Origin of the sequence: Mesorhizobium sp. M7A.F.Ce.TU.012.03.2.1, assembly GCF_004006095.1 — a bacterium.
In the GTDB taxonomy this organism is placed as follows: Bacteria; Pseudomonadota; Alphaproteobacteria; order Rhizobiales; family Rhizobiaceae; genus Mesorhizobium.
Window position 1 is genome coordinate 3105698 of the sequence record NZ_CP034779.1, and the last position, 26253, is coordinate 3131950.

Consider the following 26253-nt stretch of genomic DNA (forward strand, 5'->3'; position numbering starts at 1 on the left):
TACATTAGCGAATACGGGTCTCGGTCGCCGGGTCGAAGAACACCGCCTTGGTCAGGTTGAAGGCAAGCGGCGTGTTGGTGCCCGGCTGGATGTTGGCGTCGGCGCGCAGCCGCGCCACCACGCCCTTGCCGCCGAGATTGGTGACGGCGAAAGTGTCCGAGCCTGCCGGTTCGACGACCTCGATGTGACAGTCGGCGGTGGCGATGTGCGAGGCGTTGCGCTCGGCACCTTCCGGATCGGTCAGGGCTTCGGGGCGGACACCGAAGATGATCGGTTTGCCCTGGAATGCCGACAGGCCGGCCGGTGCATTGGCCATCGGCAGCGAGATCGGCTCTCGTGCTTCGCGCTGCAGCACGACGGACAGCGCGTTGCCTGACGTGCCGATCGTCGCCGGGATCAGGTTCATCGCCGGCGAGCCCATGAAATCGGCGACGAAGAGATTGCTCGGGTTGTTGTAGATTTCGGCCGGCGTGCCGAACTGCTGCACCTCGCCATCGCGCATGACCGCGATCTTGGTGGCCAGCGTCATCGCCTCGATCTGGTCGTGTGTGACGTAGACGATGGTGGTGCCGGTGGTGGCATGCAGGCGCTTGATCTCGATGCGCATGTCGACGCGCAGCTTGGCGTCGAGGTTGGACAATGGCTCGTCGAAAAGGAACAGTTTTGGGTCGCGCACCAGCGCCCGGCCCATGGCGACGCGCTGGCGCTGGCCCCCTGAAAGCTGGCTTGGCTTGCGTTGCAAGAGGTGGCCGATCTGCAGCACCTTGGCCACCTTGTCGATCGCCTTCTGGCGCTCCGCCGCCGGCACGCCGCGCATCTCCATGCCGAACGAGATGTTTCCGGCCACCGTCATGTTGGGGTAGAGCGCGTAGCTCTGGAAAACCATGGCGATGTCGCGCTTGGAGGGGTGCAGATCGTTGATGGTGCGGCCGTCGACACGGATTTCGCCCGAGGTGATCGTCTCCAGGCCGGCGATGGTGTTGAGCAAGGTCGACTTGCCGCAGCCGGAAGGGCCGACCAGCACCAGGAAGCCGCCTTTCTCGAGCTCGACATCGATCCCCTTCAGGATCTCGACCTGGCCGAAGCGCTTCCTCAAACCATCAATTTCCAGAAAAGCCATCGGATTATCCTTTGACGGCGCCCGCCATCAGACCGCGCACGAAATAGCGGCCGGCGAGCACATAGACGAGAAGGGTGGGCAGTGCCGCGATCATCGCGGCCGCCATGTTGACGTTGTATTCGACGACGCCGGTCGAGGTGTTGACGACGTTGTTGAGTGCCACCGTCATCGGCATCGCATCGCCGGTGCCGGCGTATGCCGAGGCGAACAGGAAGTCGTTCCAGATGTTGGTGAACTGATAGATGACGGTGACGACGAAGATCGGCATCGAGTTCGGCAGCATGATGCGGCGGAAGATCTGGAAGAAGGATGCGCCGTCGACCTGTGCCGCTTTGACCAGTTCGGTCGGGAACGCCTCGTAGTAGTTGCGGAAGAACAGCGTGGTGAAGCCGATGCCGTAGACGACGTGGACGAAGACGAGGTTGACCGTCGGGTTGCCGAGGCCAAAGCTGGTTCCCGTCGCATTCTGCAGCGTGACGCCGAAGCGGCCAAGGCTGCCGAGGATGGTCGCCATCGGCAGCAGCACCGACTGGAACGGGATGAAGCAGGCGAACAGCATCAGCCCGAACACCAGCGTTGCCCCGCGAAAACGCCATTTGGTCAGCACGTAGCCGTTGAGCGCGCCGAGCATCGTCGAGATCAGCACGGCCGGAACCACCATCTTGATGGAGTTCCAGAAATAGCCCTTGATGCCGGCGCAGGTGAGGCCGACGCAGGTCTCGCCCCAGGCCTTCAGCCAGGGGTCGAAGGTCGGCGCCCTGGGCAGCGCCAGCATGTTGCCGTTCTGGATCTCGTCCATGGTCTTGAACGAGGTCACCAGCATGACGAACAGCGGCATCAGGTAGAACAGCGCAAACAGCGCCAGCAGCCCGTAGATGACGATGCGGTTGATAACCTTGACGTTGACGCCGCCGGAGGCCTGGCGGGCGGGAATGGTGACGGCGCTCATCGCGGCTTCTCCCGCAGTTCCGAATAGAGATAGGGCACGATGATTGCGACGATGGTCATCAGCATGATCACCGCACTGGCCGAGCCGACGGCCATTTCGTTGCGCTTGAACGTGTACTCATACATGAAGTTGGAGGGCAGCCAGGCCGAGCCGCCGGGGCCGCCGCTGGTCAGCGCCACGACCAGATCGTAGGATTTGATGGCGAGATGCGCGAGTACGATGAAGGCCGACAGGAAGATCGGCCGCAGCAGCGGGATGACGATGCGGCGATAGAGCTGGAAGGTGGTGGCGCCGTCGATCTGCGCCGCCTTCATGATCTCGCCGTCGATGCCGCGCAGGCCGGCCAGGAACATCGCCATGATGAAGCCGGAGGCCTGCCAGACGCCGGCAATGACCACCGTGTAGATGACGAAATCCTTGTTCTTGATCCAGTCGAAATGGAAGCTCGTCCAGCCCCATTGATGCAAGGTCTGCTCGAGGCCGAGGCCGGGATCGAGGAACCATTTCCAGGCGACGCCGGTGACGATGAAGGACAGCGCCATCGGGTAGAGATAGATCGGCCTCAGCACGCCTTCGCCGCGGATCTTCTGGTCGAGCAGGATGGCCAGGAACAGGCCGAGCGCCAGGCAGATTGCGATGTAGAGGAAACCGAAAATACCCATATTGGTTATCGACGTGTACCAGCTCGACGGCGGGTCGGTGTCGAAGGTCCAGCCCCACAGCCGCTGATAGGCGCGCGAGCCGGTCAGGACATAGGACGGGAAGGTCTTGGAATTGGTGAAGGACAGATAGATCGTCCACAGGATGAAGCCGTAGACGAAGACGATGGTGATAGCGAAGCTCGGCGCCAGCACGATCTTCGGCAATGCGTCCTGCAGGCGTGAGCGCACCGAGGCGCGTGGCCGCGCATGCTCCGGCGTCAGCTTGATCTGGCTTGTCGCTACCGTGCTCATGGGGCTCCTCCCGTCGACTCGCGGCCAACCAGCTTCGCGGATCTAAGTTCGCGGATCTGGGCCTTCCCCGCCGGAGCGGGGAAGGGTTTTTGGCGCGTGGCGCTTACTTGGCGTCGTCGATTGCCTTGACCAGTTCGGTCACGGCCTCGTCCGAGGTCTTGATCTGACCATGGACGAATTTGGAGACGACATCCTTGTAGGCATTGGCGACCGCCGGAGGCGCGCCATAGCCCTGGGCCAGCGAGCCGAACAGCGTGCCGCCTTCGTTGGCCGCCTTCAGATCGGCGATGCCCTTCTTGCCGCAAGCGTCGAAGTCGGTGTCCGGAACGTCGGTGCGGGCCGGAACCGAACCCTTGACGACGTTGAAGGCCGACTGGAAGCTCTTCGACAGGGTGGCGGTGGCCAGCGCGACCTGGGCGGCCTTGCGGTCGTCCGGAACGTTGAACATGCCGAACATGTCGGAGTTGTAGATCACCGAGCCGTCGGTGCCCGGGAAGCGATAGCAAAGGAAGTCGGTGCCCGGCGTTTTCTTGGCGGCGTTGAACTCGCCCTTGGCCCAGTCACCCATGACCTGCACCAGGGCGTCGCCCTTGATGACCATGGCGGTGGCAAGGTTCCAGTCGCGGCCGGAGAAGTTGGGGTCGACATAGGTGACGAGCTTGGCCAAATTGTCGAACGACTTCTTCATCGTGTCGGACTTCAGCGACTCGTCATCGAGGTCGTTGAAGGCCTTCTTGTAGAACTCAGGTCCGCCGGTCGACAGCACGACCGAGTCGAACATGGTGGCTTCCTGCCAGTTCTGGCCGCCGAGAGCGAGCGGGATCACGCCTGCCGCCTTGGCCTTGTCGAGCAGGGCAACGAAGTCGTCGAAGGTCTTCGGCTCGGTGCCGCCGATCTTGTCCAGCACGGCCTTGTTGATCCACAGCCAGTTAACCGAGTGAACGTTGACCGGCGCCGCGACCCACTTGCCGTCATAGACCGAGAACTTCTGCAGGGCCGCCGGAACGGACTTGTCCCAGCCTTCCTTCTTCGCCGTTTCGGTCAGGTCGCCCATGACGCCGGCAGCGGCGTAGTCGAGCACGGTGTAGCCGAGCATCTGCGAGGCGGTCGGGTAGTTGCCGGCCGCGACCATCGCCTTCAGCGCGGTCATGGCGGCATCGCCGCCGCCGCCGGCCACCGGCACGTCCTTCCAGGCATAGCCTTCCTTGGCCAGATCGCCCTTAAGGACGTTGAGAGCAGCCGCTTCGCCGCCCGACGTCCACCAATGCAGCATCTGCACTTCCTTGACGTCCTCGGCGTGGGCCGCGAAAGCCAGGCCGGATGCGAGAGCGGTTCCTATTAGCAGTTTGCGCAACATGTACTACCTCCCTTGTTGCATTACACGACCGGTGAAGCCCACCGGGTTCTTCTCAACTCAGCCGACCCACCACCCGGTGCGCAGGCCGCGATGAAACTGGATTGTCTTTTCCTCGGTATAGTCCTCGACGGCGCGTTTGCCGAGTTCGCGTCCGAGACCGGACTGCTTGTAGCCTCCGAAAGGCAGCTCGGGATAACCTTCCATGAATGTGTTCACCCAAACGGTTCCCGAACGCACTCCACGCGCCACCGACATGCAAGTGTCGATGCTGGCGCTCCACACGCCCGCCGACAAACCATAGGGCGTGTTGTTGGCGATGTGCAACGCCTTTTCAATCGATTCAAAAGTCAACACCGAGAGCACCGGTCCGAACACTTCCTCGCGCGCTATGGCCATCTCCTCGGTGACGCCGCGGATGATGGTGGGATCGAGGTATTGGCCGACATTGGAGGCCAATTGCTTGCCTCCGCTGTAAACCTGGCTGCCGTCGCCTTCAGCGGCAGAAACATAGCCGGCCACCTTCTTCAGATGGTCGGACGAGATCATCGCGCCGACCTTGGTTTGGTCATCGAGCGGATCGCCGACCGTGACCCTGGCGGCAAGCGCCTTGACGGTGCTGAGAAAATCGTCGGCGATCGCCTCATGAACGATCAGCCGGCTCCCGGCATTGCAGCACTCGCCGGCATTGAAGAAGCCGCCGAACACCGCCGCATCGGCGGCCGCTTCGAGGTCGGCGTCCGGGAAGACGATCTGGCCGTTCTTGCCGCCGAGCTCCATCGAGACTTTCTTCAGCGACTGCGCGGCGGACGCCATCGTCATCTTGCCAACGCGGGTGGAGCCGGTGAACGAGACCATCTCGACCAGCGGGTGGCTGACCATCGGCGCACCGACATCGGCGCCAAGCCCGGCCAGGATATTGACGACGCCGGCGGGCAGGCCGGCCTGCATCAGGATATCGCCGAGCACGAAGGTCGAGGCCGAGGTCATTTCGCTAGGCTTGACCACCGCCGTGCAGCCGGCGGCGAGCGCGAAGGGCAGTTTCTGGCTGACGATCAGGAACGGGAAATTCCATGGGGTGATGATCGAGACGACGCCGATCGGCTCGCGCAGGACGACGCCCAGCATGGCATCGCCGAGATTGGCGTAGGATTCACCATGCAGCGTGCGGGCAAGCGAGGCGGCATAGCGCCAAATGTCGACGGCGCCGCCGATCTCGCCGCGCGCCTGGGCGATCGGCTTGCCCGATTCCAGTGCATCGAGCCGGGCGATCTCTTCCAGCCGCGCCTCGATCAAGTCGGCCGCCTTGAGCAGGATCGCGGCACGCTCGGCCGCCTTCATCCGGGGCCATGGACCGGTCTCGAACGCCTTGTGGGCGGCCTGCACAGCGGCTTCCACTTCGGCCACGCCGGCCTGTGCGTAGTGCGAGACGGTGAAGCCGTGGCCGGGGCTATTTCGAGCAATCGTGCGGCCGTCGCGGGCATCGACATGCTTGCCGTCGATCAGCAGTCTGTACGCTTTCGGCGCCGCGGACGCATCGGCCGGCATGGCGATCTTGAGTGGGGCGTTCATCTGTTTTCCTCTAGGATCTCGAAAAGGCCGGCTTCTGCTTGGCCTTGAAGGCGTCGACGCCGGCCTTGAGATCTCCGGTCAGGGCGATGAAGCCGCTGGCCAGCGCTTCGGTGGCGGCGGCACTTTCCTCGCCTTCGGCGACCGCGATCATCAGCTTGGCGGCTTCGGTCGCCAGCGGGCCGCGCTCGGCGATCTTTTCCGCCCACGCCCTTGTTTCGTCGTATGCCTTGCCAGTCGCGACCACCCGGTCGACGATGCCCAGAGCGAGTGCCTCGGGGGCGAGAAAGATCTCGCCGCCGAGCGCCATGCGGCGCACCGTCTGCGCGCCGAAGCGGCGCACGGCGCGCTGCGTGCCCGACCAGCCGGGTACGACACCGATCGAGGTTTCGGGGAAGCCCAGTTTCACCTGTGTTTCCGCCACGCGAAAATCACAAGCCACAGCCAGCTCCAGCCCGCCGCCCAGTGCATGGCCCGACAAAACAGCGATGGTCGGCTGCCTGAGCCGCGCCAGCCGGTCGAAGACGCGGTGGCCGTAGCGTACCCATTGCACCTGGAAATCGGCGGCACTCATCCGCGCCCAGGCCTCGACATCGCCACCGGCGCAAAATCCCTTGCCTTCGCCGCGCAGCAGCACGACGCGGACGCCCTCGGCCATCTCGGCCGCGTCAAGCGCCGTCTCCAACGCGCGCAGCATCGGAATGTCCAGCGCGTTGAATTTCTCCGGCCGGCGCAGCGTGACGACGCCGATGGCGCCGTCGGTTTCAAAGGTGACGAGGTGCTCAGCCATGCGCGCCTCCAAGCGAGGCGCCGCCATTCAGCGACAGGCCTATCGGTTGCTCCTGATAGAGGGCTGCCGGTGTCGTCTTGAGGTCCTTGGCAATGCCCAACAGAATTTCCGACTGCGCCAGCACATCGCGCTGCAGATCGATGCCGGGTGCGAGTTCTGTGACGACCAGGCCCTCCGGCGTCAGCCTCATCACGCAGCGTTCGGTGACATAGGTGATGTCCTGTCCCTGCGCGACTGCGCGCTTGCCCGAAAACGAGATGTGCTCGACTTCGTTGACCACCTTCTTGACCTTGCCCTCCTGATCGATGCGGATGCCGCCATCGGCCAATGAGAGTTTTGCCCCGGCGTTGAAGAAGCCGGAAAACACGATCTTCTTCGCTCGCGCGGTGATGTCGACAAAGCCGCCGGCGCCAGCCGTGACATGCGGGCGCGCCGAAAGCTTCGAGACATTGACCGAGCCATGGCGGTCGATCTGCAGGAAGGACAACAGCGAGGCGTCGAAGCCGCCCGCCTGGAAATAGATGAACTGGTGCGGCGAGGGCATGAAGGCGTCGGCGTTCGACGAACAGCCGAATTTGAAGTCGAGCAGCGGCACGCCGCCGACCGCGCCCTGTTCGATCACCCAGGTAATCTTGCCATGCTGTCCTTCCTCGAGAAGGATGCGCGGGACATTGGCGGAAATGCCGAAGCCGATGTTGACGGCCATGCCGTCGCGCAACTCCATGGCGACGCGGCGCGCGATCACTTTCTGGACGTTCATCTCCGGCGTGCGGAAGCTCGACAGCGGCCGGAAGATTTCTCCGGAGATCGCCGGGTCATAGGGTGTCAGCGTCGTCTGCAACTGGTCGGGCGCGACGACGATATGGTCGACCAGGACGCCCGGCACGCGCACGTCATGCGGTTTCAGCGTACCGTTTTCGACGACGCGCTTGACCTGCGCGATAACGATGCCGCCATTGTTACGGGCGGCGAGCGCCTGTTCGAGGCCACCGAGATAGGCGCCCTCATGCTCGTAGGTGAGGTTGCCGCGCTCGTCGGCTGACGTGGCGCGGATGATCGAGACCTGCGGCACGATGGAGCGGAAATAGAGCCATTCCTCGCCGTCGAACTGCTGCACCGAAACGATCGGCTCGCTGGCGGCGGCGTTCATGGCGCAGCCCTGGTGGCGCGGGTCGGCGAAGGTGTCGAGGCCGACCTTGGTCAGCACGCCCGGCCGCTTGGCGGCCGCTTCGCGGTGCATGTCGAACAGGATGCCGGACGGCACGTTGTAGGCGGCGACCGAATTGTCGCCGATCATCTTCCAGATCTGCGGCGGTTCGGAAGAGGAGGGGCCGGACGGGTAGGAGCCGCACAAAGTACGCTTCAGCAGGCCGGGCTTGGCCAGATGGTCGATGCCTTTGATGCCGTACATGTCCCCGGCTGCGATCGGGTGCAGCGTCGTGATGTTCTTCGGATGGCCTTCCCCGTCGAAGCGTTCGCCGATCGCGGCAAGCACGGCGTCGGGGCAGCCGAGGCCGCTCGACGACGACACGGATACGACCATGCCGTCCTTGATCAGGCCCGCTGCCTGCGCTGCCGAAACGACCTTGCTCAATTCGTGCTCCCCGAACCGGCCGTCCTGTTTCGGGTGCGGCGATCCGGGCCACAGCTTTCCCTGACGACCAGATTGACCGCGCCGATATGGTCTTCGGCGCGTGTGGTGCGCGACTGGATCATTTTCAGCATGACATGGGCGGCGCGTTCGCCGAGGCCGGCCGAATCCACCGCGACGCTGGTCAGAGCCGGCATGTAATGTTCGGCCTCGGCCACATCGTCGAAACCGACGATGGCGAAATCAGTTCCCGGCTCAAGCCCGCGCTTGCGCAGCGCCAGCATGGCGCCAAAGGCGACAGCGTCGTTGAAGCAGAGCGCCGCGGTCGGCGGTTCAGCCATAGCGAGAGCGGTTTCGAGGCACGCGATACCGCCTCTGCGGCTGGTCTCTCCCTCGACGACCAGTGCGTCGCGGTCGGAGATGCCCTGCGTCTCGCAGGCTTCGCGAAATCCGCCAAGCCGATCGTGATAGACCACCAGGTCGGACGAACCGCCGAAGAAGACCAGCCTGCGATGTCCCTTGCCGATCAGATGGGCGGTGGCGAGATAGGCGCCGCGATGATTGTCGGGCGCGATAACCGGAATACGGCTCTCGGGAAGCCGGCGCATGGCGAAGACCACCGGCAGACCTGCCGTCTCGATCCGCCTGAAGGCGCCCGGCGTCGTGCCGCGAGCCGGCGACACGATGAGGCCGGCGACGCCTTGCTCCATCAACGACTTCAGCACTTCTTCCTGGCGTACCGGATTTTCCGCCGTGTTGGCGATGAACGGCACGATGCCCGCCGACTGGAAGACCCGCTCCATGCCAACCGCCAGCTCTGCGAAGAAAGGATTGGTGAGATCGTTGATGACCATGCCGATCACATTGGAGTGCGCCTTGCGCAGATTGGCGGCGCCGCGGTTGTAGACGTAACCGACATCCTCGATCGCCTTGCGCACCTTGCTCGCTGTTTCGGGCCGGATCAGCCCGCTGCCCTGGAGCACGAGCGATACCGTCGATTTGGACACGCCTGCTTCGCGGGCGATGTCGAATATTGTCGCCTTGGCCCGGTTGGCCATCCAGATGCATCCTCCCCGAGTGCAGGCCCAAAGTTATTGGAACGTTCTAATCTCTGCTCCGCTCGTAAGTCAATCGGGATTTTTCCCGCGCCTCGAACGCCGATTGTGCGTACTCAAATGGCTTGCCCCACAAGGATTTGTGTTGCAATGCAGCATTCTTCCTGCCGTGGAGCCGGAATCTTAAAGGTTCTTGATTTATTGGAACGTTCCATTTAGTAGCGTTGAGAAGGGAGAGATCGATGGACATTTCCTTGCCTGGTGAGGGTGGCGGCAGCACCCGGTACACGCTGGTTGGCGAGCCCGTGCAGCCTGACATCGGCGCGCGATTTTCGCGTATCGCCTATGCCGCCGCGCACGTCGTTGCCGATCCGCTTGCCATGACCGATCCGTGGTCCAGGCCGGTGGTCGACTGGGACAGGACGATGGCGTTCCGTCACCATCTGTGGCGGCTGGGCTTCCGCGTCGCCGAAGCGATGGACACGTCGCAGCGCGGCATGGGTTTCGACTGGGCGAATGCACAGGAATTGATCCGCCGTTCGATCGCCGAGGCGCGTACCGTCGATGGCGCCGATCTCGCCTCGGGTGCCGGGACCGACCATCTGGCGCCCGCCGCCGCCAGGACGCTGGACGATGTGGTCACCGCCTATGAGCGGCAATTCGCTTTCATCGAAGGCTTGGGCGGCAAGGCGATCATGATGGCCAGTCGGGCACTGGCGGCTGTGGCCAAGGGGCCGGACGACTATGTCAGCGTCTACGACCGCATCCTGTCCCAAGCATCCGGCAAGGTCATCCTGCACTGGCTGGGCGACATGTTCGATCCGGCGCTCAGGGGCTATTGGGGCAGCGAGAATTTCGAGACTGCTCTCGATACAGTTGTTGCCATCATCGAACGCCACGTTGGCAAGGTGGAGGGGATAAAAATCTCGCTGCTCGATGCCGGCAAGGAGGTCGCGCTGAGGAACCGTCTGCCGGACGGCGTCGTCATGTTCACTGGCGACGATTTCAATTATCCCGAACTGATCGCCGGCGACGAGAAAAGACACTCGCACGCACTGCTCGGTATTTTCGACGCGATTGCGCCGGTCGCCAACGCGGCGCTGTCGAAACTGGCGGAGGGTGACCGCGCCGGCTATGACACATTGATGGCGCCGACCGTGCCGCTATCGCGAATAATCTTCGAGGCGCCGACCGAGTACTACAAGGCCGGCATCGTCTTTATTGCCTGGCTGAATGGCCATCAGGACCATTTTGCGATGGTCGGCGGCATGCAGTCGGCGCGCGGCATCCGTCACTATGCCGACGTGTTCCGCCTTGCCGACCAGGCAGGATTGCTCGCTGATCCCGATCTGGCGGTGGCCAGAATGAAGAGCCTTTGCACCGTCGCGGGCGTTTGATTTCGGGAAAGTGGTTCTCATCATCGACGTGACAGGCCAGGAATGCCGGATGTCCCTAGAGCAATTCCAGGAAAAGTGTGAAACGGTTTTCCGTCCGGAATTGCGTAAAAACAAGGAGTTAGAGCGGGTCGCCGTTTCCGTGAAACGGTGAACTGCTCTAACGTCTTCGCCACAGCCAAAAAGGCGCGATTGCCTCGTCTGGATGAAAAATGGGCTTGGCCGCCCTTCCCAGATCGGCAGGTGGCATCCCTGCGGGATCATGATGCGTCAGGTCGAGAAGCAGCGGCCCAAGCCGATCCGGATCGACAGTTTCGGCCGACATGGTGTGTGGCTTGTTCTCGTGCGCAACAAGCCAGTGCAGCGCCTGGACCAGTCCCAGTCCCTCGGCTGTCTTGTGCTGCCAGAGATTGTCACCAACCGAAGACAGGACACGGGCCAGCGACGTCCAGCCTTGCAAGGTAAACATGGCGTAGTGCCTGGGGCGCGTGCGGGACAGTTCCCTGGGCAAGGAGCCGTCGGCTGCGATCTGGGTCGCCAATCTCTCCCGAGCATAGAGGCTGATCTTGGCCAGGGTGGCGCTGTCGCCAAGAAATGTGGCGATCGATGCCCGCTGCAAATCGTAGTACGTTCCTTGGTTGCTGCTGCTGCAGAAGGCCGTCGCGGCTGCCGGCGCGGTGTCCAGCCATTCACAGTAGGAACCGAGCCAGGCTCTGAACGCCTCGCGATCCTCGTCGCCCAGTACTCCTGTTCGCTCGATCAAGCGTACGGCATCCAGGAAGAAATAGAAATCCTTCAGCTCGATGATGCCGTAGCCGGCCCCTTCATTGTTGTCGTGGCCCGACCGCACCTGCGCATAGCGCAAATGCGGGTTCATTCTTGTCTTGGGATCGACAAACCATGCGCGAATGAGCCTCGCGGCGTGGACGGCGTAATGACGTCCATCAAGCACGGTTGCGGCGAGCGCAAGCACGGTTGTGTCGTCGAAGACGCGCTGTAAACGTGTGCGATCGTAGGTTTCGCTTCCTGCTGCATACAATGCCGTGCCGGGCACGCGTTCGCCATCGCGCCTGATATAGGGCAGGCCATCGGGTCTGTCGGGGTCGGGCCACCAGTAAGGCGCCGGGTGAAAATAGTCCTGGGGATCCCCGCTGGGGGCTCGGCCAGTCTTGTCGAGCACGCTGAATGGACCGCGGGCGAGTGCCTGACCGGCCGCGGTTTCGAGATAGCGCAGGATGGGTCCGTCCTTTACCGCGTGGGCGAGGGCGTCTTCGTCATAGAAAGCCAGGCGGGAGGTATCAAGCCGAGCGGCGACTGCCTTGGCGTCACATTGATCGACCATATCGACGATCGCCTGGTCGCGGCTGACCAGACGCGCGACGAAGCCGGCCTTGCCGATCTCCAGATGCGAACGTCCTGAATCCAGGCGCGCCACCCAGCCCGCTTTCTGGAGCAGCCCGGCATCCGCTGCCCGGACCGGGCGTGGAAAATCCCAGGCGTCGTCGCGGTAGCGATCCCAGGGGCCGGGAACTGCCAACCGCCACAGCATCTCGATTTTTGGCCGCCTTCCGTAGCCATAGTTTTCGTCGAACAGTTGCGTGGTATCGGCTCGAAATATGATCTGCGGCTCTTCCTCGGCCGGCGGCTGGAAGCTCTGGTCCAGCAGAAGCGCATTGTCGACAATACGCGCCATGGGCACCACAGCGTAGGGAAGGTGCGGGTTTCTCTCGATCGCGGACCGTATCCGCTGGAACGCAGAGCCTGTCAGGTAGCAGTTCCCGTCCCAGGGCATCAGCCATTTTGCCCTGCCGCGGGCAATCGCGAGCGCGGCGTTGCGAGCCCCATTGTTGTTCATCACATAGAGGTTCTTGCTGCGGCGGATGTGCGTTTCGTGACGCGCGGACTTTCCGCTCGCCCGGCCCTTCTCTGAGAATCTGAGGTCGCCGGCAACAAGCTGGTCGACGTCCCAGGATATCTTCCGGTACGCATCGAGTTCGAAGGGGATTGTGTGAAAATTCTGGCGGCGGCTTTCGAGCAGGCCGATGATCCGGGCTTCCTCGTCGGTGTCGACTATCCGATTGACGATCCAGAATTTTTCGCAGGCGTCGAAGACCGGTTCGTTGTCCAGAATGAACAGCACGTTGTCGAATGACTGGCCCTTGCGGTGTCGCGGTTCCAGATCATTGCCGATGATCCGGACGAGCATGAAGCTGTCGGCAATCTGCGAGATCGGCGACGCCGTGTAAGTCTCGCGGGCGGCTTCGATCCGCTTGCCGAGTTCGCGTCGGTATTCAGCGTTCTGCTTTGCGGAAATGAGCGCGTTGCCCAATGTCGACCACGGCGACTGCAATTGCGTGCGCACACGGTTCAGTTCGCGATGTATCTTCGGCCAAGGCGACAGTTTTTCCCTTCTGGACTGTGAACTCATGACGGCACGCAAGGAGACCCGATCACCGCCTCGGGAATGCGCGCAGTTTCGCCAACCATTCCGGCTTCGATCCTGGACCATTTCTGAGTGTGAGGCGACCAAGCCCTGAATTGTCCAACGCGATCAATCATGGAAAACGTCTCTCGCCTGCAATGTTGCGAATGTCCTGTTACGGTTCTGCTGCATCGGTCACGGCAGGTTGCAGGCAACGCCGACAAGACAATGCGATAAATCAAATCCGAAAACCACATAGCATGGCAAATGCCCCGGCATCGGCGATGCGCCTTCACGCGAAGGCAAGCTCGCAAAAAGATTCCGCCGGTGATCGCAATTTTCTTGTGAACCAATTTCTCCCGAGGCGCGACCAAGCGATGTGTCCAAACATGGTCCATCAAGGAGAACGTCTGATGTTTACTGTTTCAAGAAACGTCCTTTTGGCCGCCATCGCCGTTTCGGTGCTGGCCGGCTGCAAGACAACCGCTCCCAGGGAATGCGACAAGCTGAAGCCCGGCGTCACCTACAACGGCAAATGCTGCGGCATCGGCGAGCCTTGCCGTGAAGGCAAGGGCGGCGGCGACAGGCCGGGAAATACGCCTGATCCAGAGCCGCAATGATCTGATTGCCTGTCGCCCGTCCCGGTCAGCACCGGGACGGGCGCACAGCTTTCCGCGACGGCGTTTGCGTCCGGCGTCCGGTCTGTCAGGACCGGGTTGCGAAACTCGCCGGCGCCGCCCACGACAATGGTGAAACGGCAAATCTCAACGTCAGCTTGTGGCGGCCATTCACCGCATATCACCTCACGGCCCCAGCCTCGTCCGTCCTGCGTTGTTGAACCCGACAACCCTTTGCTTACTAATTTTTCGGTGCTTGTCGGCTGCCCCCATGCGTGCTTACTTGTGGTTGTTTTCATTCCGGGGATACAATCATGCGTTTTCTACTTGCTGGCGTCGCCATGCTGTCGTTCGCCGCCACCGCGGCTCTGGCTGATCCAGCTTCGGACTTCAAAAGAGCCGATCAGGCGTTGAACCAAACCTTCAAGCAAATCCAGAAGCGGCTTACGGATGATTCCGACGGCAAGGCACGGTTGGTGAAAGCGCAGAGAGCGTGGATTGCGTTCCGCAACGCCGAATGCACGTTTCAATCCAGCGGTGACGATGGTGGCTCCGCGGCGCCGATGGTTGCCGCTGCTTGTCAGGCTGAACTGACCAAGGCTCGCACCAGGCAGTTGAGGGCCTACCTGAACTGCCAGGAGGGTGACCTCTCTTGCCCGGTGCCATCAGAATGATCTGGAGTGACAAAATGCCGAATTTCAAGATGAGATATGTGCTGATCGCGCTTGTGCCGTTGGCGGTTGCTGGTTGCGTCAGCGCTGAGGATCAGCGCGCAATGGATCAGCAACAGTGCGCTTCTTACGGCTATAGGCCAGGAACCAACAGGTTTGCCGACTGCATGATGCAACAGACCTCACAACGTTCAGAAGACGAGCAGCGCTCAATGGATCGCATAGCCGCGCAGGAACAGAGAGACAAGGATCGCAAGGAAGCGCGTCGAAAGAACGACAGCTACATCGACCCAAGGCCGAGTTACGACAAGGACGGCAATCCGAATTTCGACACTCAAGGCAATTACCAAGGGTGTCACGGCGCGGGATGTTTGGTCGACAATCCAGACAATGGCGATGACGATGACCAGTAGGCTGGCTTCGCAAGGGCTCTTCTTCCTGCCCCTATAGTCCGGACCTCAGCCCAAATCGACAAACCGTTCGCCAAGCTCAAGCACTGCATGCGGCGTTGCGCCAGGTGCAGGCTATAAGTCAACCTATGCGAACCTCTCTACCTCTGGGGAACCAGCCGGGAAATGCCGATGCAAGATCTGCTTGTCTGGTTGGATGGTGGGCGTGACAGGGATTGAACCTGTGACCCCTGCAATGTCAATGCAGTGCTCTCCCGCTGAGCTACACGCCCATCCGAAGCCGCGCATACACCATTTTTGATCCAGCGCGTCAATAGCAGGAAAAAGGAAAGAAGGCGTCGTCTCGCCGCAGTGGCGAAGAGGTGCGGCGCCTCGCCTAGAAAAGGGCTCAGGCCGCCTGCAGCATCTTCTCGACCTCGTTGACGAGGTCGCGCAGGTGAAAGGGCTTCGACAGCACCTTGGCGTCTTTCGGCGCCTTGGAATCCGGGTTCAGCGCAACGGCGGCGAAACCGGTGATGAACATGACTTTCAGATCAGGATCGATCTCTGTGGCACGCCGCGCCAGTTCGATGCCGTCCATCTCCGGCATGACGATGTCGGTCAACAGCAGCGAGAAAGGCTCCTCGCGCAGCCGCTCATAGGCGCTGGCGCCATTGTCGAAATCGCTGACCTGGTAACCGGCGCGCTCCAGCGCCTTGACGAGGAACCGACGCATATCGTCGTCGTCTTCCGCCAGAAGAATGCGTGCCATGATATCCCGTCCGAATCACCCGCCCGAGGTTGCCGTTGGGCAAGCCCGTTAACCATCCTGTATATGAGGAGGTGAGGGTAAACATCAAGTGAACGCTGACGGGGATGATCCATATTTGCCGGGCGTGTGCTGCGGCCGAAATGCTGGACACGAGGCTTGCAAGGTGGCACTTTCACATCATGATGCACTGGTGTTTTCGGGTTCGTTCAAATTGAAGACGGCAGCCGAGGATTTTTCGGTCTTTCCACCCTTCGAAATCCGGTCGGGCGTCGAGCAGCGCGTCCCCTTCCTCTTCAACTCACCGCATAGCGGCCGCTACTATCCGGAGCGCTTCCTTGCCATGGCAAGGCTGGACCGCAACGCCATCCGCCGGTCCGAGGACTGCTACGTCGATGAGCTGTTCGGCGGGACCGTCGCGCTCGGCGCACCGCTGCTGGCGGCGAATTTCCCGAGGGCCTATCTCGACGTCAACCGTGAACCGTGGGAGCTTGATCCGCGCATGTTCGCCGAGCCGGTGCCGTCCTTCTGCAACATCCGCTCGGCACGGGTGGCCGGCGGGCTGGGCACGGTGCCGAAGCTGGTCGGCGAGGGGCTCGACATCTATTCCGGCCGCTTGCCGCTGGCCGAAGCGGTCGCCCGCATCGAGGCCGTCTACAAGCCCTATCACGAGACGCTGAAGCGGCTGTTGACCAGAACCCATGCGCGGTTCGGCTTTGCCGTGCTGATCGACTGTCATTCGATGCCGGCGAGCATCAGGGTCGGCGACAGCGGCCAGCGGCCCGACTTCATCATCGGCGACCGTTTCGGCATCTCGGCAACGGCCGCCCTGACCGACACCGCGATCGGCCTGCTCAGCGCCATGGGCTATTCGGTCGCCCACAACAAGCCCTATGCCGGCGGCTTCATCACCGAGCACTATGGCCGCCCGGCGCGCCATCTGCACGCGCTGCAGATCGAGGTCAACCGGGGGCTCTATATGAACGAGCGGACATTCGAGAAGGCTGCCGGCTTCGATGCGCTGGCCGACGATCTGACGCGGTTCTCAGCCGACCTGATGTCGATGCCCGATCATCATTTCATCGACTTGCCACTGGCCGCGGAGTGAATAACCTGCCGCTGGCCGCGGACTGAATGGCGCCATAAAAAAAGACCGCATCGTTTGCACGATACGGTCGAAGTCTAGGGAGGAAACGCCCAAGGAGGGCATGGACAGGAAACCCTGTCCGAGATTGAGGGTATTGTGCGTTGCACAAATGTCAAGCGACCTTCAGCCTTTTTTAATTCACTCTGATGTGGAAATTGCGTTTCGAAGGCGCCTGTGTGACATCCAGGCAACAGATGCCGTCGCGGAAAAATCCTCGACACCCTTGTTTTGGCACGAAATTGGCGGCAAAGCCGGGCTCGGGCATGCTGCAATGCGGGAGAATCAGTTGGACATCAGCATCGATTTCATGCGTCGCATCGCGCAGGCGGCAGCGGCGGAGACCTTGCCGCGCTTTCGTGCCCAAGGTGCGGTCGCCAACAAGGAACAGGGCAGTTTTGATCCGGTCACCGAGGCCGATCGCGAGGCCGAGCGCGCCATCCGGGCTCTGATATCGGCTGAGTATCCCGATCATGGTATTCTAGGCGAGGAGCATGGCAGCGAGAACATTTCGAGCCGGCACGTCTGGGTGATTGACCCGATCGACGGCACGCGCGCGTTCATTTCCGGCCTGCCGGTGTGGGGCACACTGGTCGGGCTGACGATCGACGGCGACGCCGTTGCCGGCATGATGGCGCAGCCCTTCACCGGCGAGCTTTTCTACGCCAACGGCTCGGGCTCCCATTATGAGGGGCCAGGCGGGCCGCGAAAACTGACGACCCGCAAGACGACGAAGTTGGACCAGGCGACGCTGTTCACCACCACGCCGGCCCTGTTCAAGGGCGAGGCGCGCAACCGTTACGATGCATTCGAAAGACAGATCCAGCTCGCCCGCTATGGCGCCGATTGCTATGCCTTCGCCATGATCGCCTCGGGAAGCGTCGACATCGTCGCCGATCCCGGATTGAAGCCCTACGACATCGTGGCGCTGATCCCGATCATCGAAAAGGCAGGCGGCGTCGTCACCACATTCGATGGCGGGCCGGCGGAACAGGGCGGCGATGTACTCGCCGCGGCGACGCCGGAACTTCATGCCGCCGCCATGGCCGCCCTGCGCGGCTAAACGAGCGTCCGCCGCCATTCAGGTGATGCCGACCGCTTGAAGCAGTCGTTTTACTGCCGGCGGCACCCCTTGGGGAGCGGGCCAGCGACCGGCGCCCGTCAGGCTGTGGGGTCGTCGCTGCCGGGAATGAAGGCGTCGAAGGCGGCGAGCAATTGCTCGCGGTAGATGTCGGCTTCCTGCAGGATTTCGTGACGGGAGCCATCGATCATCAGCAATGAACCGAGCCGCAGACGTCTGGCGTAGGCTTCCACGGCCCTGGTCGAGACGACCTGGTCGGCGCCGGCGGCGATGATCAGCAGCGGGACCTGGATCCGAGCCATGAAATCGGGGTCGCTGACGGCTTCCGATGCTTTCGCGGCTGCCTGCAGCCAGCGGATCGTCGGCCCGCCAAGCGCCAGTTGCGGGTATTCTTCGTAGATCCGCGTGTTGCGCCGATAGCGCTCCGGGTCCGATGTCAGCTTGTTGGTCTCGAAAGGGGCCGTTGCCCTCGGCCGCGGACCCCAGGCGGCGTAGAGCCGGCCGAGGCCGATAGCGCAGAACAGGGAACAGACGCGGCGAACCGTCGAGATCGAGACCGGCAGGTCGGGCAGCGTCAGGAAGGGCGCGATCAGCACCATGCGCCGGATGCGGTTCACCATCGATGGGGCGGCAAGCAGGGTGATCAAGGCACCTGCCGAATGGGCGAGGATGTAGTACGGTCCGCGGCAATCGGGCAGCACGATCTCCTCGAAGAACTGTTCGAGGTCGGCGGTGTAGTCGCGGAAGCTGCTGACGTAGCCGCGCTGGTGATCGTGGATCAGCCGGTCGGAATCGCCCTGGCCGCGCCAATCGAGCGTGGCGACGCCAAAGCCGCGATCGGCAAGGTTGCGGATGGTTTCGAAATATTTCTCGATGCACTCGTTGCGGCCGGTGAGCAGGACCACGGTGCCCTTCATCGGGCGAGCGACCGCGCCGAACAGGCCGTAGCGGATATTCTTGCGGTCACGCGTGGTGAAGAAGCCGCCGGTGGCATTTTCCGGCCGCGGATTGCCCTCGACTTCGTGAAAAAGGGAGTTTTCGGTGAAAAGATCCGTCATTCGGCGCTTCGTGCTCGGCGTCTCGCATGCCCGCCTGCGCTGGCCGGCTCCGCTAAGGTGATAGACGCCCATGCGCCAAAAGCCAAGGAATTCCCGGTGAAGGGGAGGCTGCATCAGGGAAGGCCGGAAGCCGCTCGAAAGCGTGCTTCCGGCCTCTGTCGATCCGGGAGGAAGGGACGTTACACCCGGTCGGCCTCGTTGCGGTGCCTGTTGTGCAATCGGCGCCGCCAGTCCTTGATCCTGGAATAGACTTTAGCGCCGGCCGCCTGAACGCGCGCCGAAGTGCCGGTTCATCTGCCGTTCATCAAGGGTCCGGGCGCCGTGGCTTTTGCCGCCAGGTGAAATCTTGAAATGCTTTCCAGCGCTCCCCAAATGTCTCGTGCGGTCGCCAATGTCGGGGCCGCTGGCCCACCCGAAACGCCGCTCAAGGGTTTCGCACCGGCCATACGCAAACCATGTTGCTCAACAGGAGAACACCTCATGCGTCACGTTGATTTTTCCCCGCTTTATCGCTCGACAGTCGGCTTCGATCGTCTCTTCACGATGCTCGATTCGCTCGCGCAGCCGGATGGCGCGCAGACCTATCCGCCCTACAACATCGAGCGCACCGGTGAGGATTCCTACCGGATCTCGATGGCGGTTGCCGGCTTCTCGGACGAGGAAATCTCGATCGAAGCCCATCGCAACGTGCTGACCGTGAAGGGTGAGCGCAAGGACGAGGGTACCGGCGAAGGCTCCGAGCTGCTCTATCGCGGCATTGCCTCGAGGGCTTTCGAACGTCGCTTCCAGCTTGCCGACCACGTCGAGGTCGTTGGCGCCTCGCTGAAGAACGGCCTGCTCTTCGTCGACCTCAAGCGCAACATCCCCGAGGAGCTGAAGCCGCGCAAGATCGCCATTACGGCGTCTTCGGCCAAGGCCAAGCAGATCGAGGCCAAGACCGCTGCCTAAAATACAAGTCTCCTCCCGAGACGGAAGCGGCGCCGAAAGGCGCCGCTTTTTTGTTGTCGGGGAAATGCGTTATCAGGCGATCAGCTGGCCAAAACGGTCGACTTCATCGGCTGTCGTCGCAAAGCTGGTGACGAAGCGGTAGAGCAACTCGTCCTCGCCGATGTGGCCGTCAAAGCCATGCGGCTTGTGCCAGTCGTAGAACGCGGCACCCGCGGCTTGCAGCCTCTCGGCCTCGGCTTTCTTGATCACCGCGAAAACCTCGTTCGCCTGCGGCAGCCATGCCAGCTTGGCCGTTGCCGAATCCTCGATCGCGGCGGCAAGGCGTGCGGCCATGGCGTTGGCGTGGCGGGCGGTGTCCAGCCACAATCCGTCCTTGAAATAGGCTTCGAACTGCGCCGCGACGAAGCGCGATTTCGAAAACAGCTGGGCGGCGCGCTTGCGCAGGAACGCCAATTCCCTGGCACGATCGAGGTCGAACAACACGATCGCTTCGGCGCACCAGCAGCCGTTCTTGGTGCCGCCGAAGGAGAGGATGTCGACGCCGCGTTTCCAGGTCATTTCGGCCGGTGTCGTGTCGAGTGCGACCAGCGCATTGGCAAAGCGGGCGCCATCCATGTGCAGGGGCACCGAATATTGTTTGGCGATCGCCGAGATCGTCTCGATCTCATCCAGGCCGTAGATGGTGCCGACCTCGGTCGACTGGGTGATCGAAACGGCCATCGGCCGTCCCCAATGGACAATTTCCGGTGCGAAACGGCCGATGGTCCTTTCCAGATTGTGCGGATCGATCTTGCCCAGCGCGCCATCGATCTCATGCAGGCGAGAGCCGCCGGAAAAATATACCGGCGCGCCGCATTCGTCCTCGATGACATGCGATTCGCGATGGGCAAAGGAAATGCCGCCCGGCTTGTTGTAAGCGGTGAGCGCCAGCGAGTTGGCGGCCGTGCCGGTGGCGACGAAGAACACCGCGACCTCGCGTTCGAAAATCTCACTGAAGCGCTGGTAGACTGCCCGGTCGAGCGCACCGTCGCCATAGGCGGTGGAAAAGCCGCCGGCATTGGCCGACAGGCCGGCGGCAATATTGGGATGGGCGCCTGCCCAATTGTCGGAAGCGAAGAACATGCATCTGCCTATGTCTTGGGAGGTCGGGGGGTTGGGGAGATCGGGTTTTGGGGAAATCAGTCTGAAGTTGACCGGTTTCGCGAGCGGACCGCAAGGGGCCAGGCGCCGGAAAAACAGTAAAGCCAGCCAACCGACAAAGCCCAGGTCGACGACTGAAGCTTACGTTTTTCCCGGACTTGACGACATTTTCTGTCGCGAAAAGCCCAAGTTTTTTGTGAATCGGTCTTGTGTGCGTCCCGGATTTCTGCCATAAAAATTTAGGACAGTAGTGCTGTCTTATTTTGTCGCACAAAACGAGCCGGATTGGCGTATCATTGGGCCTCTCCGGCTGTTGCCGCGAGCGACAGGTGGACAGCCAGACTCTGGCCTGTACGATTACCAGATGCGATCCATGCGGAAAGCCGCCTGGTTCGGCAAGGATTTCGCAAGACGTGCCACAAGGATCAGGGTGAGCCAAGCGCTTGCCGAGGCAAACCAGCGCCTGAATGGCTGGGAATGGAGGACAGGAGATGACGGACATGACGCACTCTGCGACGAACGGCCAGGCCGCGCAGACGAAAGCGGCAACCGTCAAAACCACCTTGCGATCCAATATTAGCCGAACCGCCAACGGCTTTTCCGCCCAGGGCCTCTACGATCCGCGCAACGAGCATGACGCCTGCGGCGTCGGCTTCATCGTCAATATGAAGGGCGTGAAGTCGCATCAGATCGTCAAGGACGGGCTGGCTGTGCTCGAAAACCTGACGCATCGCGGCGCCGTTGGCGCCGATCCGCTGGTCGGCGATGGCGCCGGCGTGCTGGTGCAGCTTCCCGACCAGTTCTTCCGTGAGGAGATGGCGGCCCAGGGCATCGACCTGCCGCCGGCGGGTCAGTACGGCGTCGGACACTGGTTCATGCCGCAGGACGCGGCCCTTCGCGCCCATATCGAGGACATCATTGTCGAATCGGCGCAATCCGAGGGGCTTCCGCTCATCGGTTTCCGTGACGTGCCCGTCGACAATTCGTCGCTGTCGAAGGCGCCTGACATCGTGGCATCCGAGCCGTTCCACCGGCAGATCTTCATCGGCCGCACGCCAGACATTACCGATGACGAGGAATACGAGGCCAGGCTCTATCTGCTGCGCAAGGTCATATCGGGCCGCATCTACGCCGAGAACGACAACAAGGACATCGGCGCCTATTGCGTGTCGCTGTCGGCGCGCACCATCGTCTACAAGGGCATGTTCCTGGCCTACCAGGTCGGCGCCTATTACAAGGACCTGATCGATCCGCGCTTCGAGACCGCGCTGATCCTCGTCCACCAGCGCTTCTCGACCAACACCTTCCCGTCTTGGAAGCTGGCGCATCCCTACCGCATGGTCGCCCACAATGGCGAGATCAACACCGTGCGCGGCAACAACAACTGGATGGCTGCGCGCCAGGCGTCGGTCGATTCCGAACTGTTCGGCAACAACATCTCGAAGCTGTGGCCGATTTCCTATGACGGCCAGTCCGACACCGCCTGCTTCGACAATGCGCTCGAGTTCCTGTTCCAGGGCGGGTACAGGCTCAGCCATGCCATGATGATGCTGATCCCGGAAGCCTGGGCGGGCAACAAGCTCATGGATGCCGATCGCAAGGCTTTCTACGAATACCATGCGGCACTGATGGAGCCGTGGGACGGGCCGGCGGCGGTGGTTTTCACCGATGGCCGCCAGATCGGCGCCACGCTCGACCGCAATGGCCTGCGCCCGGCACGCTACATCGTCACCGATGACGACCGCGTCATCATGGCCTCGGAAGCCGGCGTGCTGCCGGTGCCCGAGGAGAAGATCGTCAAGAAGTGGCGGCTGCAGCCCGGCCGCATGCTGCTGATCGACCTCGAGAAGGGGCGCATCGTTTCCGACGAGGAGCTCAAGTCGGAAATCGCGACCAAGCATCCCTACAAGACCTGGCTCGCCAACACACAGCTCATCCTCGAAGATTTGAAGCCGGTCGAGCCGCGCGCGCTGCGCAAGGATGTCAGCCTGCTCGATCGCCAGCAGGCATTCGGCTACAGCCAGGAAGACACCAAGCTCTTGATGTCGCCGATGGCGACGACAGGCCAGGAAGCGGTGGGCTCGATGGGCACCGACACGCCGATCTCGGCGATGTCGGACAAGTCGAAGCTGCTCTACACCTACTTCAAGCAGAACTTCGCCCAGGTCACCAACCCGCCGATCGATCCGATCCGCGAGGAGCTGGTGATGAGCCTGGTGTCCTTCATCGGGCCGCGGCCCAACATCTTCGACCTGGTCGGCAATTCGCGCCGCAAGCGGCTCGAGGTGCGCCAGCCGATCCTGACCAATGGCGATCTCGAAAAGATCCGTTCCATCGGCCACACCGAGGACCGCTTCGACACCAAGACGATCGACATCACCTATGGCTCGGCCGAAGGGGCCGCGGGCATGCAGGGCGCCATCGACCGGTTGTGCGAGCGGGCGGAGGCGGCGGTCGCCGGCGGCTACAACATCATCATCCTGTCCGACCGCCAGGTCGGGCCGGACCGCATCGCCATCCCGGCGCTGCTGGCTACGGCCGCGGTCCATCATCACCTGATCCGCAAGGGGCTGCGCACCTCGGTCGGCCTCGTCGTCGAATCAGGCGAGCCGCGCGAAGTGCATCATTTCTGCTGCCTTGCCGGCTATGGCGCCGAGGCGATCAATCCGTACCTTGCCTTCGACACGCTGCTCGACATGCACAAGCGTGGCGAACTGCCGAAGGAAGTGGACGCCTACGAGGTCGTTTCGCGCTACATCAAGTCGATCGGCAAGGGCATCCTCAAGGTGATGTCCAAGATGGGCATCTCGACCTACCAGTCTTATTGCGGCGCGCAGATTTTCGACGCCATCGGCCTGAAGACCGATTTCGTGCAGCAATACTTCACCGGCACCGCGACACTGATCGAAGGCGTCGGCCTGGACGAGATCGCGGCCGAGACGCTCAGCCGCCACAATGACGGTTTCGGCAACGACCCCGTGCTGCGCAACAGCCTCGAGGTCGGCGGCGAATACATGTTCCGCATGCGGGGCGAGGCGCATATCTGGTCGCCCGACGCAGTCGCCACCTTGCAGCACGCCGTGCGCCAGGGGTCGTGGGAAACGTTCAAGGACTATTCCGCCCAGATCGACAGCGAGACGGCCCGCGCCCAGACCATTCGCGGCCTGTTCAAGATCAAGCTGGCCGGAGAGACCGGCCGCAAGAAGGTGGCGCTCGACGACGTCATGTCAGCGGCCGACATCGTCAAGCGGTTCTCGACCGGGGCGATGTCGTTCGGGTCGATCTCGCGCGAAGCGCATACCACGCTGGCGCGCGCGATGAACCAGATCGGCGGCAAGTCGAACACCGGCGAGGGCGGCGAAGAGGCCGACCGCTATCTGCCGCTGCCTGGCGGCGGCAAGAACCCCGAACGCTCGGCGATCAAGCAGATCGCCTCGGGGCGTTTCGGCGTCACGGCCGAATACCTCGTCAATTCCGACATGATGCAGATCAAGGTGGCGCAGGGCGCCAAGCCCGGCGAGGGCGGCCAGCTGCCCGGCCACAAGGTCGACGCGACCATCGCCAAGGTCAGGCATTCGACGCCGGGCGTCGGCCTGATCTCGCCGCCGCCGCATCACGACATCTATTCGATCGAGGATCTGGCACAGCTGATCTACGATCTGAAGAACGTCAATCCGGCGGCCGACGTGTCGGTCAAGCTGGTGTCGGAAGTCGGCGTCGGCACGGTCGCGGCGGGTGTCGCCAAGGCACGCGCCGACCACATCACCATTTCGGGCTATGATGGCGGCACTGGCGCCTCGCCGCTGACCTCGCTCAAGCATGCCGGCAGCCCATGGGAAATGGGCCTTGCCGAGACGCACCAGACGCTGGTGCTGAACGGCTTGCGGTCGCGCGTCGCGCTGCAGGTCGACGGCGGCCTGCGCACGGGGCGAGACGTTATCATCGGCGCGCTGCTTGGCGCCGACGAGTTCGGCTTCTCGACCGCGCCGTTGATCGCGGCCGGCTGCATCATGATGCGCAAATGCCATCTCAACACCTGCCCGGTCGGCGTCGCGACGCAGGATCCGGTGCTGCGCAAGCGCTTCAAGGGCACGCCCGAGCATGTCATCAACTTCTTCTTCTACGTGGCGGAAGAGGTGAGGGAGCTGCTCGCCGAGATGGGTTACACCCATATCGACCAGATCATCGGCGACAGTGATCTTCTGGAGAAGCGCGACCTGATCGTGCACTGGAAGGCGCGCGGGCTCGATTTCTCGAAGATGTTCTTCAAGCCGGATGCGCCGCATGAGGCGGTGCACTGGACCGAGCGCCAGAAGCACCCGATCGACGACGTGCTCGACCGCAAGCTGATCGAGCTGGCAAAGCCTGCGCTCGAGAGCAAGCTGCCGGTCAAGATCGAGGTCGATATCCGCAATGTCGACCGCTCGGCGGGCGCCATGCTGTCGGGTGAAGTGGCCAAGCGCTTCAAGCACAAGGGCCTGCGCGAGGACACGATCCAGGTGAAGCTGACCGGCACTGCCGGCCAGTCCTTCGGCGCCTTCCTGGCGCGCGGCATCTCGTTCGAGCTTGTCGGCGCCGGCAATGACTATGTCGGCAAGGGCCTGTCGGGCGGCCGCATCGTCATCCGGCCACCGGAAGAGGCCAAGATCGTCGCGGCGGAGTCCATCATCGTCGGCAATACGGTGCTCTATGGCGCAACCGAAGGCGAGGCCTACTTTGCCGGCGTCGCCGGCGAGCGTTTCGCCGTGCGCAATTCGGGTGTCGCCGCCGTCGTCGAAGGTGTCGGCGACCATGGCTGCGAGTACATGACGGGCGGCATCGTCGTCGTCATCGGCAAGACCGGCCGCAACTTCGCCGCCGGCATGTCGGGAGGCGTCGCCTATGTGCTGGACGAGGCGGGTGATTTCGCCGAGCGCTGCAACATGGCGATGGTCGAGCTGGAGCCGGTTCCCGAAGAAGACGATCTGATGGAAAGGCTGCTGCACCATGGCGGCGACCTCGATCACAAGGGTCGCGTCGACGTCTCCGGCGACATGACCAGCCATGACGAGGAGCGGCTCTACCAGCTGATTTCCAACCATGTGCATTACACCGGGTCGGTACGTGGCCGCGAGATTCTCGACGACTGGACGATTTTCCGGCCGAAATTCCGCAAGATCATGCCGGTCGAATATCGCCGCGCCCTGATCGAGATGGAGCGCATGCGCATGGGCGTCGCGGCGGAATAGGGTTTGCAATT

At 62.5% G+C, this 26253-nt stretch carries 20 protein-coding genes and 1 tRNA gene; 8 read left to right on the forward strand and 13 right to left on the reverse strand.

The window, feature by feature from the left end; all coding sequences use genetic code 11:
- Positions 1-4 precede the first annotated feature (4 nt).
- The 8 genes from EJ079_RS15025 to EJ079_RS15060 all read right to left on the reverse strand — a co-directional run bounded on the left by EJ079_RS15025 (position 5) and on the right by EJ079_RS15060 (position 9384).
- A complete protein-coding gene (locus EJ079_RS15025) occupies positions 5-1120 on the reverse strand; it encodes an ABC transporter ATP-binding protein (RefSeq protein WP_023810089.1) in 1116 nt (371 codons plus the stop codon).
- Between the two features lie 4 nt (positions 1121-1124).
- Positions 1125-2069, reverse strand: coding sequence for a carbohydrate ABC transporter permease (locus EJ079_RS15030; RefSeq protein ID WP_127319170.1), 945 nt, complete (start codon positions 2067-2069; stop codon positions 1125-1127).
- A complete protein-coding gene (locus EJ079_RS15035) occupies positions 2066-3022 on the reverse strand; it encodes a sugar ABC transporter permease (protein ID WP_024502750.1) in 957 nt (318 codons plus the stop codon). The genes EJ079_RS15030 and EJ079_RS15035 overlap by 4 nt, the downstream gene beginning before the upstream one ends.
- Before the next feature lie 103 nt (positions 3023-3125).
- Positions 3126-4379, reverse strand: a complete 1254-nt coding sequence (locus tag EJ079_RS15040) for an ABC transporter substrate-binding protein (protein WP_127267247.1) — start codon at positions 4377-4379, stop codon at positions 3126-3128.
- A gap of 57 nt (positions 4380-4436) precedes the next feature.
- Positions 4437-5948, reverse strand: coding sequence for an aldehyde dehydrogenase family protein (locus tag EJ079_RS15045; protein WP_127809379.1), 1512 nt, complete (start codon positions 5946-5948; stop codon positions 4437-4439).
- Positions 5949-5958: 10 nt separating this feature from the next.
- Positions 5959-6735 carry an enoyl-CoA hydratase/isomerase family protein gene (locus EJ079_RS15050; RefSeq protein ID WP_127809380.1) on the reverse strand — a complete coding sequence of 259 codons (777 nt, stop codon included), beginning with the start codon at positions 6733-6735 and terminating at the stop codon, positions 5959-5961.
- Entirely contained in the window at positions 6728-8329 is a 1602-nt protein-coding gene (locus EJ079_RS15055; protein WP_127809381.1) for an acyl CoA:acetate/3-ketoacid CoA transferase, read from the reverse strand. Before EJ079_RS15055 ends, EJ079_RS15050 begins: the two co-directional genes overlap by 8 nt.
- The gene (locus tag EJ079_RS15060) at positions 8326-9384 is read right to left on the reverse strand and encodes a LacI family DNA-binding transcriptional regulator (RefSeq protein WP_027037607.1); all 1059 of its coding nucleotides are present in this window, start codon (positions 9382-9384) and stop codon (positions 8326-8328) included. Before EJ079_RS15060 ends, EJ079_RS15055 begins: the two co-directional genes overlap by 4 nt.
- Positions 9385-9623: 239 nt before the next feature.
- On the opposite strand from EJ079_RS15060, the gene EJ079_RS15065 reads away from it, so the two are divergent.
- Positions 9624-10778 carry a dihydrodipicolinate synthase family protein gene (locus EJ079_RS15065; protein ID WP_127809382.1) on the forward strand — a complete coding sequence of 385 codons (1155 nt, stop codon included), beginning with the start codon at positions 9624-9626 and terminating at the stop codon, positions 10776-10778.
- Between the two features lie 157 nt (positions 10779-10935).
- Here EJ079_RS15065 and EJ079_RS15070 read toward each other — a convergent pair whose 3' ends face one another.
- Positions 10936-13203 (reverse strand): alginate lyase family protein, encoded by a 2268-nt coding sequence (locus EJ079_RS15070; RefSeq protein WP_127809383.1) that lies wholly within the window; start codon positions 13201-13203, stop codon positions 10936-10938.
- Positions 13204-13610: 407 nt separating this feature from the next.
- Here EJ079_RS15070 and EJ079_RS15075 point away from each other — a divergent pair, with 407 nt between their 5' ends.
- The 3 genes from EJ079_RS15075 to EJ079_RS15085 all read left to right on the forward strand — a co-directional run bounded on the left by EJ079_RS15075 (position 13611) and on the right by EJ079_RS15085 (position 14898).
- A complete protein-coding gene (locus EJ079_RS15075) occupies positions 13611-13817 on the forward strand; it encodes a hypothetical protein (protein ID WP_127267240.1) in 207 nt (68 codons plus the stop codon).
- Positions 13818-14128: 311 nt separating this feature from the next.
- On the forward strand, positions 14129-14488 hold the full coding sequence (locus tag EJ079_RS15080) for a lysozyme inhibitor LprI family protein (RefSeq protein ID WP_127272393.1): 360 nt from the start codon (positions 14129-14131) through the stop codon (positions 14486-14488).
- A gap of 14 nt (positions 14489-14502) precedes the next feature.
- Positions 14503-14898, forward strand: a complete 396-nt coding sequence (locus EJ079_RS15085) for a hypothetical protein (protein WP_127270519.1) — start codon at positions 14503-14505, stop codon at positions 14896-14898.
- Between the two features lie 194 nt (positions 14899-15092).
- On the opposite strand, the gene EJ079_RS15090 is transcribed toward EJ079_RS15085, so the two are convergent.
- Positions 15093-15167: transfer RNA gene (locus EJ079_RS15090), tRNA-Val, on the reverse strand.
- Positions 15168-15283: 116 nt separating this feature from the next.
- Positions 15284-15646 carry a response regulator gene (locus tag EJ079_RS15095; RefSeq protein ID WP_006199474.1) on the reverse strand — a complete coding sequence of 121 codons (363 nt, stop codon included), beginning with the start codon at positions 15644-15646 and terminating at the stop codon, positions 15284-15286.
- A gap of 163 nt (positions 15647-15809) precedes the next feature.
- On the opposite strand from EJ079_RS15095, the gene EJ079_RS15100 reads away from it, so the two are divergent.
- On the forward strand, positions 15810-16751 hold the full coding sequence (locus EJ079_RS15100) for an N-formylglutamate amidohydrolase (protein WP_127329367.1): 942 nt from the start codon (positions 15810-15812) through the stop codon (positions 16749-16751).
- A gap of 325 nt (positions 16752-17076) precedes the next feature.
- The gene (gene hisN, locus EJ079_RS15105; protein WP_127290528.1) at positions 17077-17850 is read left to right on the forward strand and encodes a histidinol-phosphatase; all 774 of its coding nucleotides are present in this window, start codon (positions 17077-17079) and stop codon (positions 17848-17850) included.
- A gap of 98 nt (positions 17851-17948) precedes the next feature.
- Here the strand turns inward: hisN and EJ079_RS15110 are convergent, their stop codons facing one another.
- Entirely contained in the window at positions 17949-18926 is a 978-nt protein-coding gene (locus EJ079_RS15110) for an alpha/beta hydrolase (RefSeq protein WP_127809384.1), read from the reverse strand.
- 480 nt (positions 18927-19406) lie between these two features.
- Here EJ079_RS15110 and EJ079_RS15115 point away from each other — a divergent pair, with 480 nt between their 5' ends.
- On the forward strand, positions 19407-19874 hold the full coding sequence (locus tag EJ079_RS15115) for an Hsp20 family protein (RefSeq protein ID WP_013529716.1): 468 nt from the start codon (positions 19407-19409) through the stop codon (positions 19872-19874).
- Positions 19875-19946: 72 nt separating this feature from the next.
- Here the strand turns inward: EJ079_RS15115 and EJ079_RS15120 are convergent, their stop codons facing one another.
- Positions 19947-20996, reverse strand: coding sequence for a low specificity L-threonine aldolase (locus tag EJ079_RS15120; RefSeq protein WP_127329363.1), 1050 nt, complete (start codon positions 20994-20996; stop codon positions 19947-19949).
- Between the two features lie 509 nt (positions 20997-21505).
- Here EJ079_RS15120 and gltB point away from each other — a divergent pair.
- Positions 21506-26242: a glutamate synthase large subunit gene (gene gltB / locus EJ079_RS15125; protein ID WP_127809385.1), complete on the forward strand. Its 4737-nt coding sequence runs from the start codon at positions 21506-21508 to the stop codon at positions 26240-26242.
- The last annotated feature ends 11 nt before the right edge of the window (positions 26243-26253 follow it).

What these genes read in the sequence shown, in the direction of transcription:
- EJ079_RS15095 (WP_006199474.1), bottom strand. Translation starts at nt 15,646, where the DNA reads ATGGCACGCATTCTTCTGGCGGAAGACGACGACGATATGCGTCGGTTC.
- EJ079_RS15035 (WP_024502750.1), bottom strand. Translation starts at nt 3,022, where the DNA reads ATGAGCACGGTAGCGACAAGCCAGATCAAGCTGACGCCGGAGCATGCG.
- EJ079_RS15060 (WP_027037607.1), bottom strand. Translation starts at nt 9,384, where the DNA reads ATGGCCAACCGGGCCAAGGCGACAATATTCGACATCGCCCGCGAAGCA.
- EJ079_RS15030 (WP_127319170.1), bottom strand. Translation starts at nt 2,069, where the DNA reads ATGAGCGCCGTCACCATTCCCGCCCGCCAGGCCTCCGGCGGCGTCAAC.
- EJ079_RS15075 (WP_127267240.1), top strand. Translation starts at nt 13,611, where the DNA reads ATGTTTACTGTTTCAAGAAACGTCCTTTTGGCCGCCATCGCCGTTTCG.
- EJ079_RS15080 (WP_127272393.1), top strand. Translation starts at nt 14,129, where the DNA reads ATGCGTTTTCTACTTGCTGGCGTCGCCATGCTGTCGTTCGCCGCCACC.
- EJ079_RS15025 (WP_023810089.1), bottom strand. Translation starts at nt 1,120, where the DNA reads ATGGCTTTTCTGGAAATTGATGGTTTGAGGAAGCGCTTCGGCCAGGTC.
- EJ079_RS15085 (WP_127270519.1), top strand. Translation starts at nt 14,503, where the DNA reads ATGCCGAATTTCAAGATGAGATATGTGCTGATCGCGCTTGTGCCGTTG.
- EJ079_RS15050 (WP_127809380.1), bottom strand. Translation starts at nt 6,735, where the DNA reads ATGGCTGAGCACCTCGTCACCTTTGAAACCGACGGCGCCATCGGCGTC.
- EJ079_RS15040 (WP_127267247.1), bottom strand. Translation starts at nt 4,379, where the DNA reads ATGTTGCGCAAACTGCTAATAGGAACCGCTCTCGCATCCGGCCTGGCT.
- EJ079_RS15045 (WP_127809379.1), bottom strand. Translation starts at nt 5,948, where the DNA reads ATGAACGCCCCACTCAAGATCGCCATGCCGGCCGATGCGTCCGCGGCG.
- EJ079_RS15115 (WP_013529716.1), top strand. Translation starts at nt 19,407, where the DNA reads ATGCGTCACGTTGATTTTTCCCCGCTTTATCGCTCGACAGTCGGCTTC.
- EJ079_RS15065 (WP_127809382.1), top strand. Translation starts at nt 9,624, where the DNA reads ATGGACATTTCCTTGCCTGGTGAGGGTGGCGGCAGCACCCGGTACACG.
- gltB (WP_127809385.1), top strand. Translation starts at nt 21,506, where the DNA reads ATGACGGACATGACGCACTCTGCGACGAACGGCCAGGCCGCGCAGACG.
- EJ079_RS15120 (WP_127329363.1), bottom strand. Translation starts at nt 20,996, where the DNA reads ATGTTCTTCGCTTCCGACAATTGGGCAGGCGCCCATCCCAATATTGCC.
- EJ079_RS15110 (WP_127809384.1), bottom strand. Translation starts at nt 18,926, where the DNA reads ATGACGGATCTTTTCACCGAAAACTCCCTTTTTCACGAAGTCGAGGGC.
- EJ079_RS15070 (WP_127809383.1), bottom strand. Translation starts at nt 13,203, where the DNA reads ATGAGTTCACAGTCCAGAAGGGAAAAACTGTCGCCTTGGCCGAAGATA.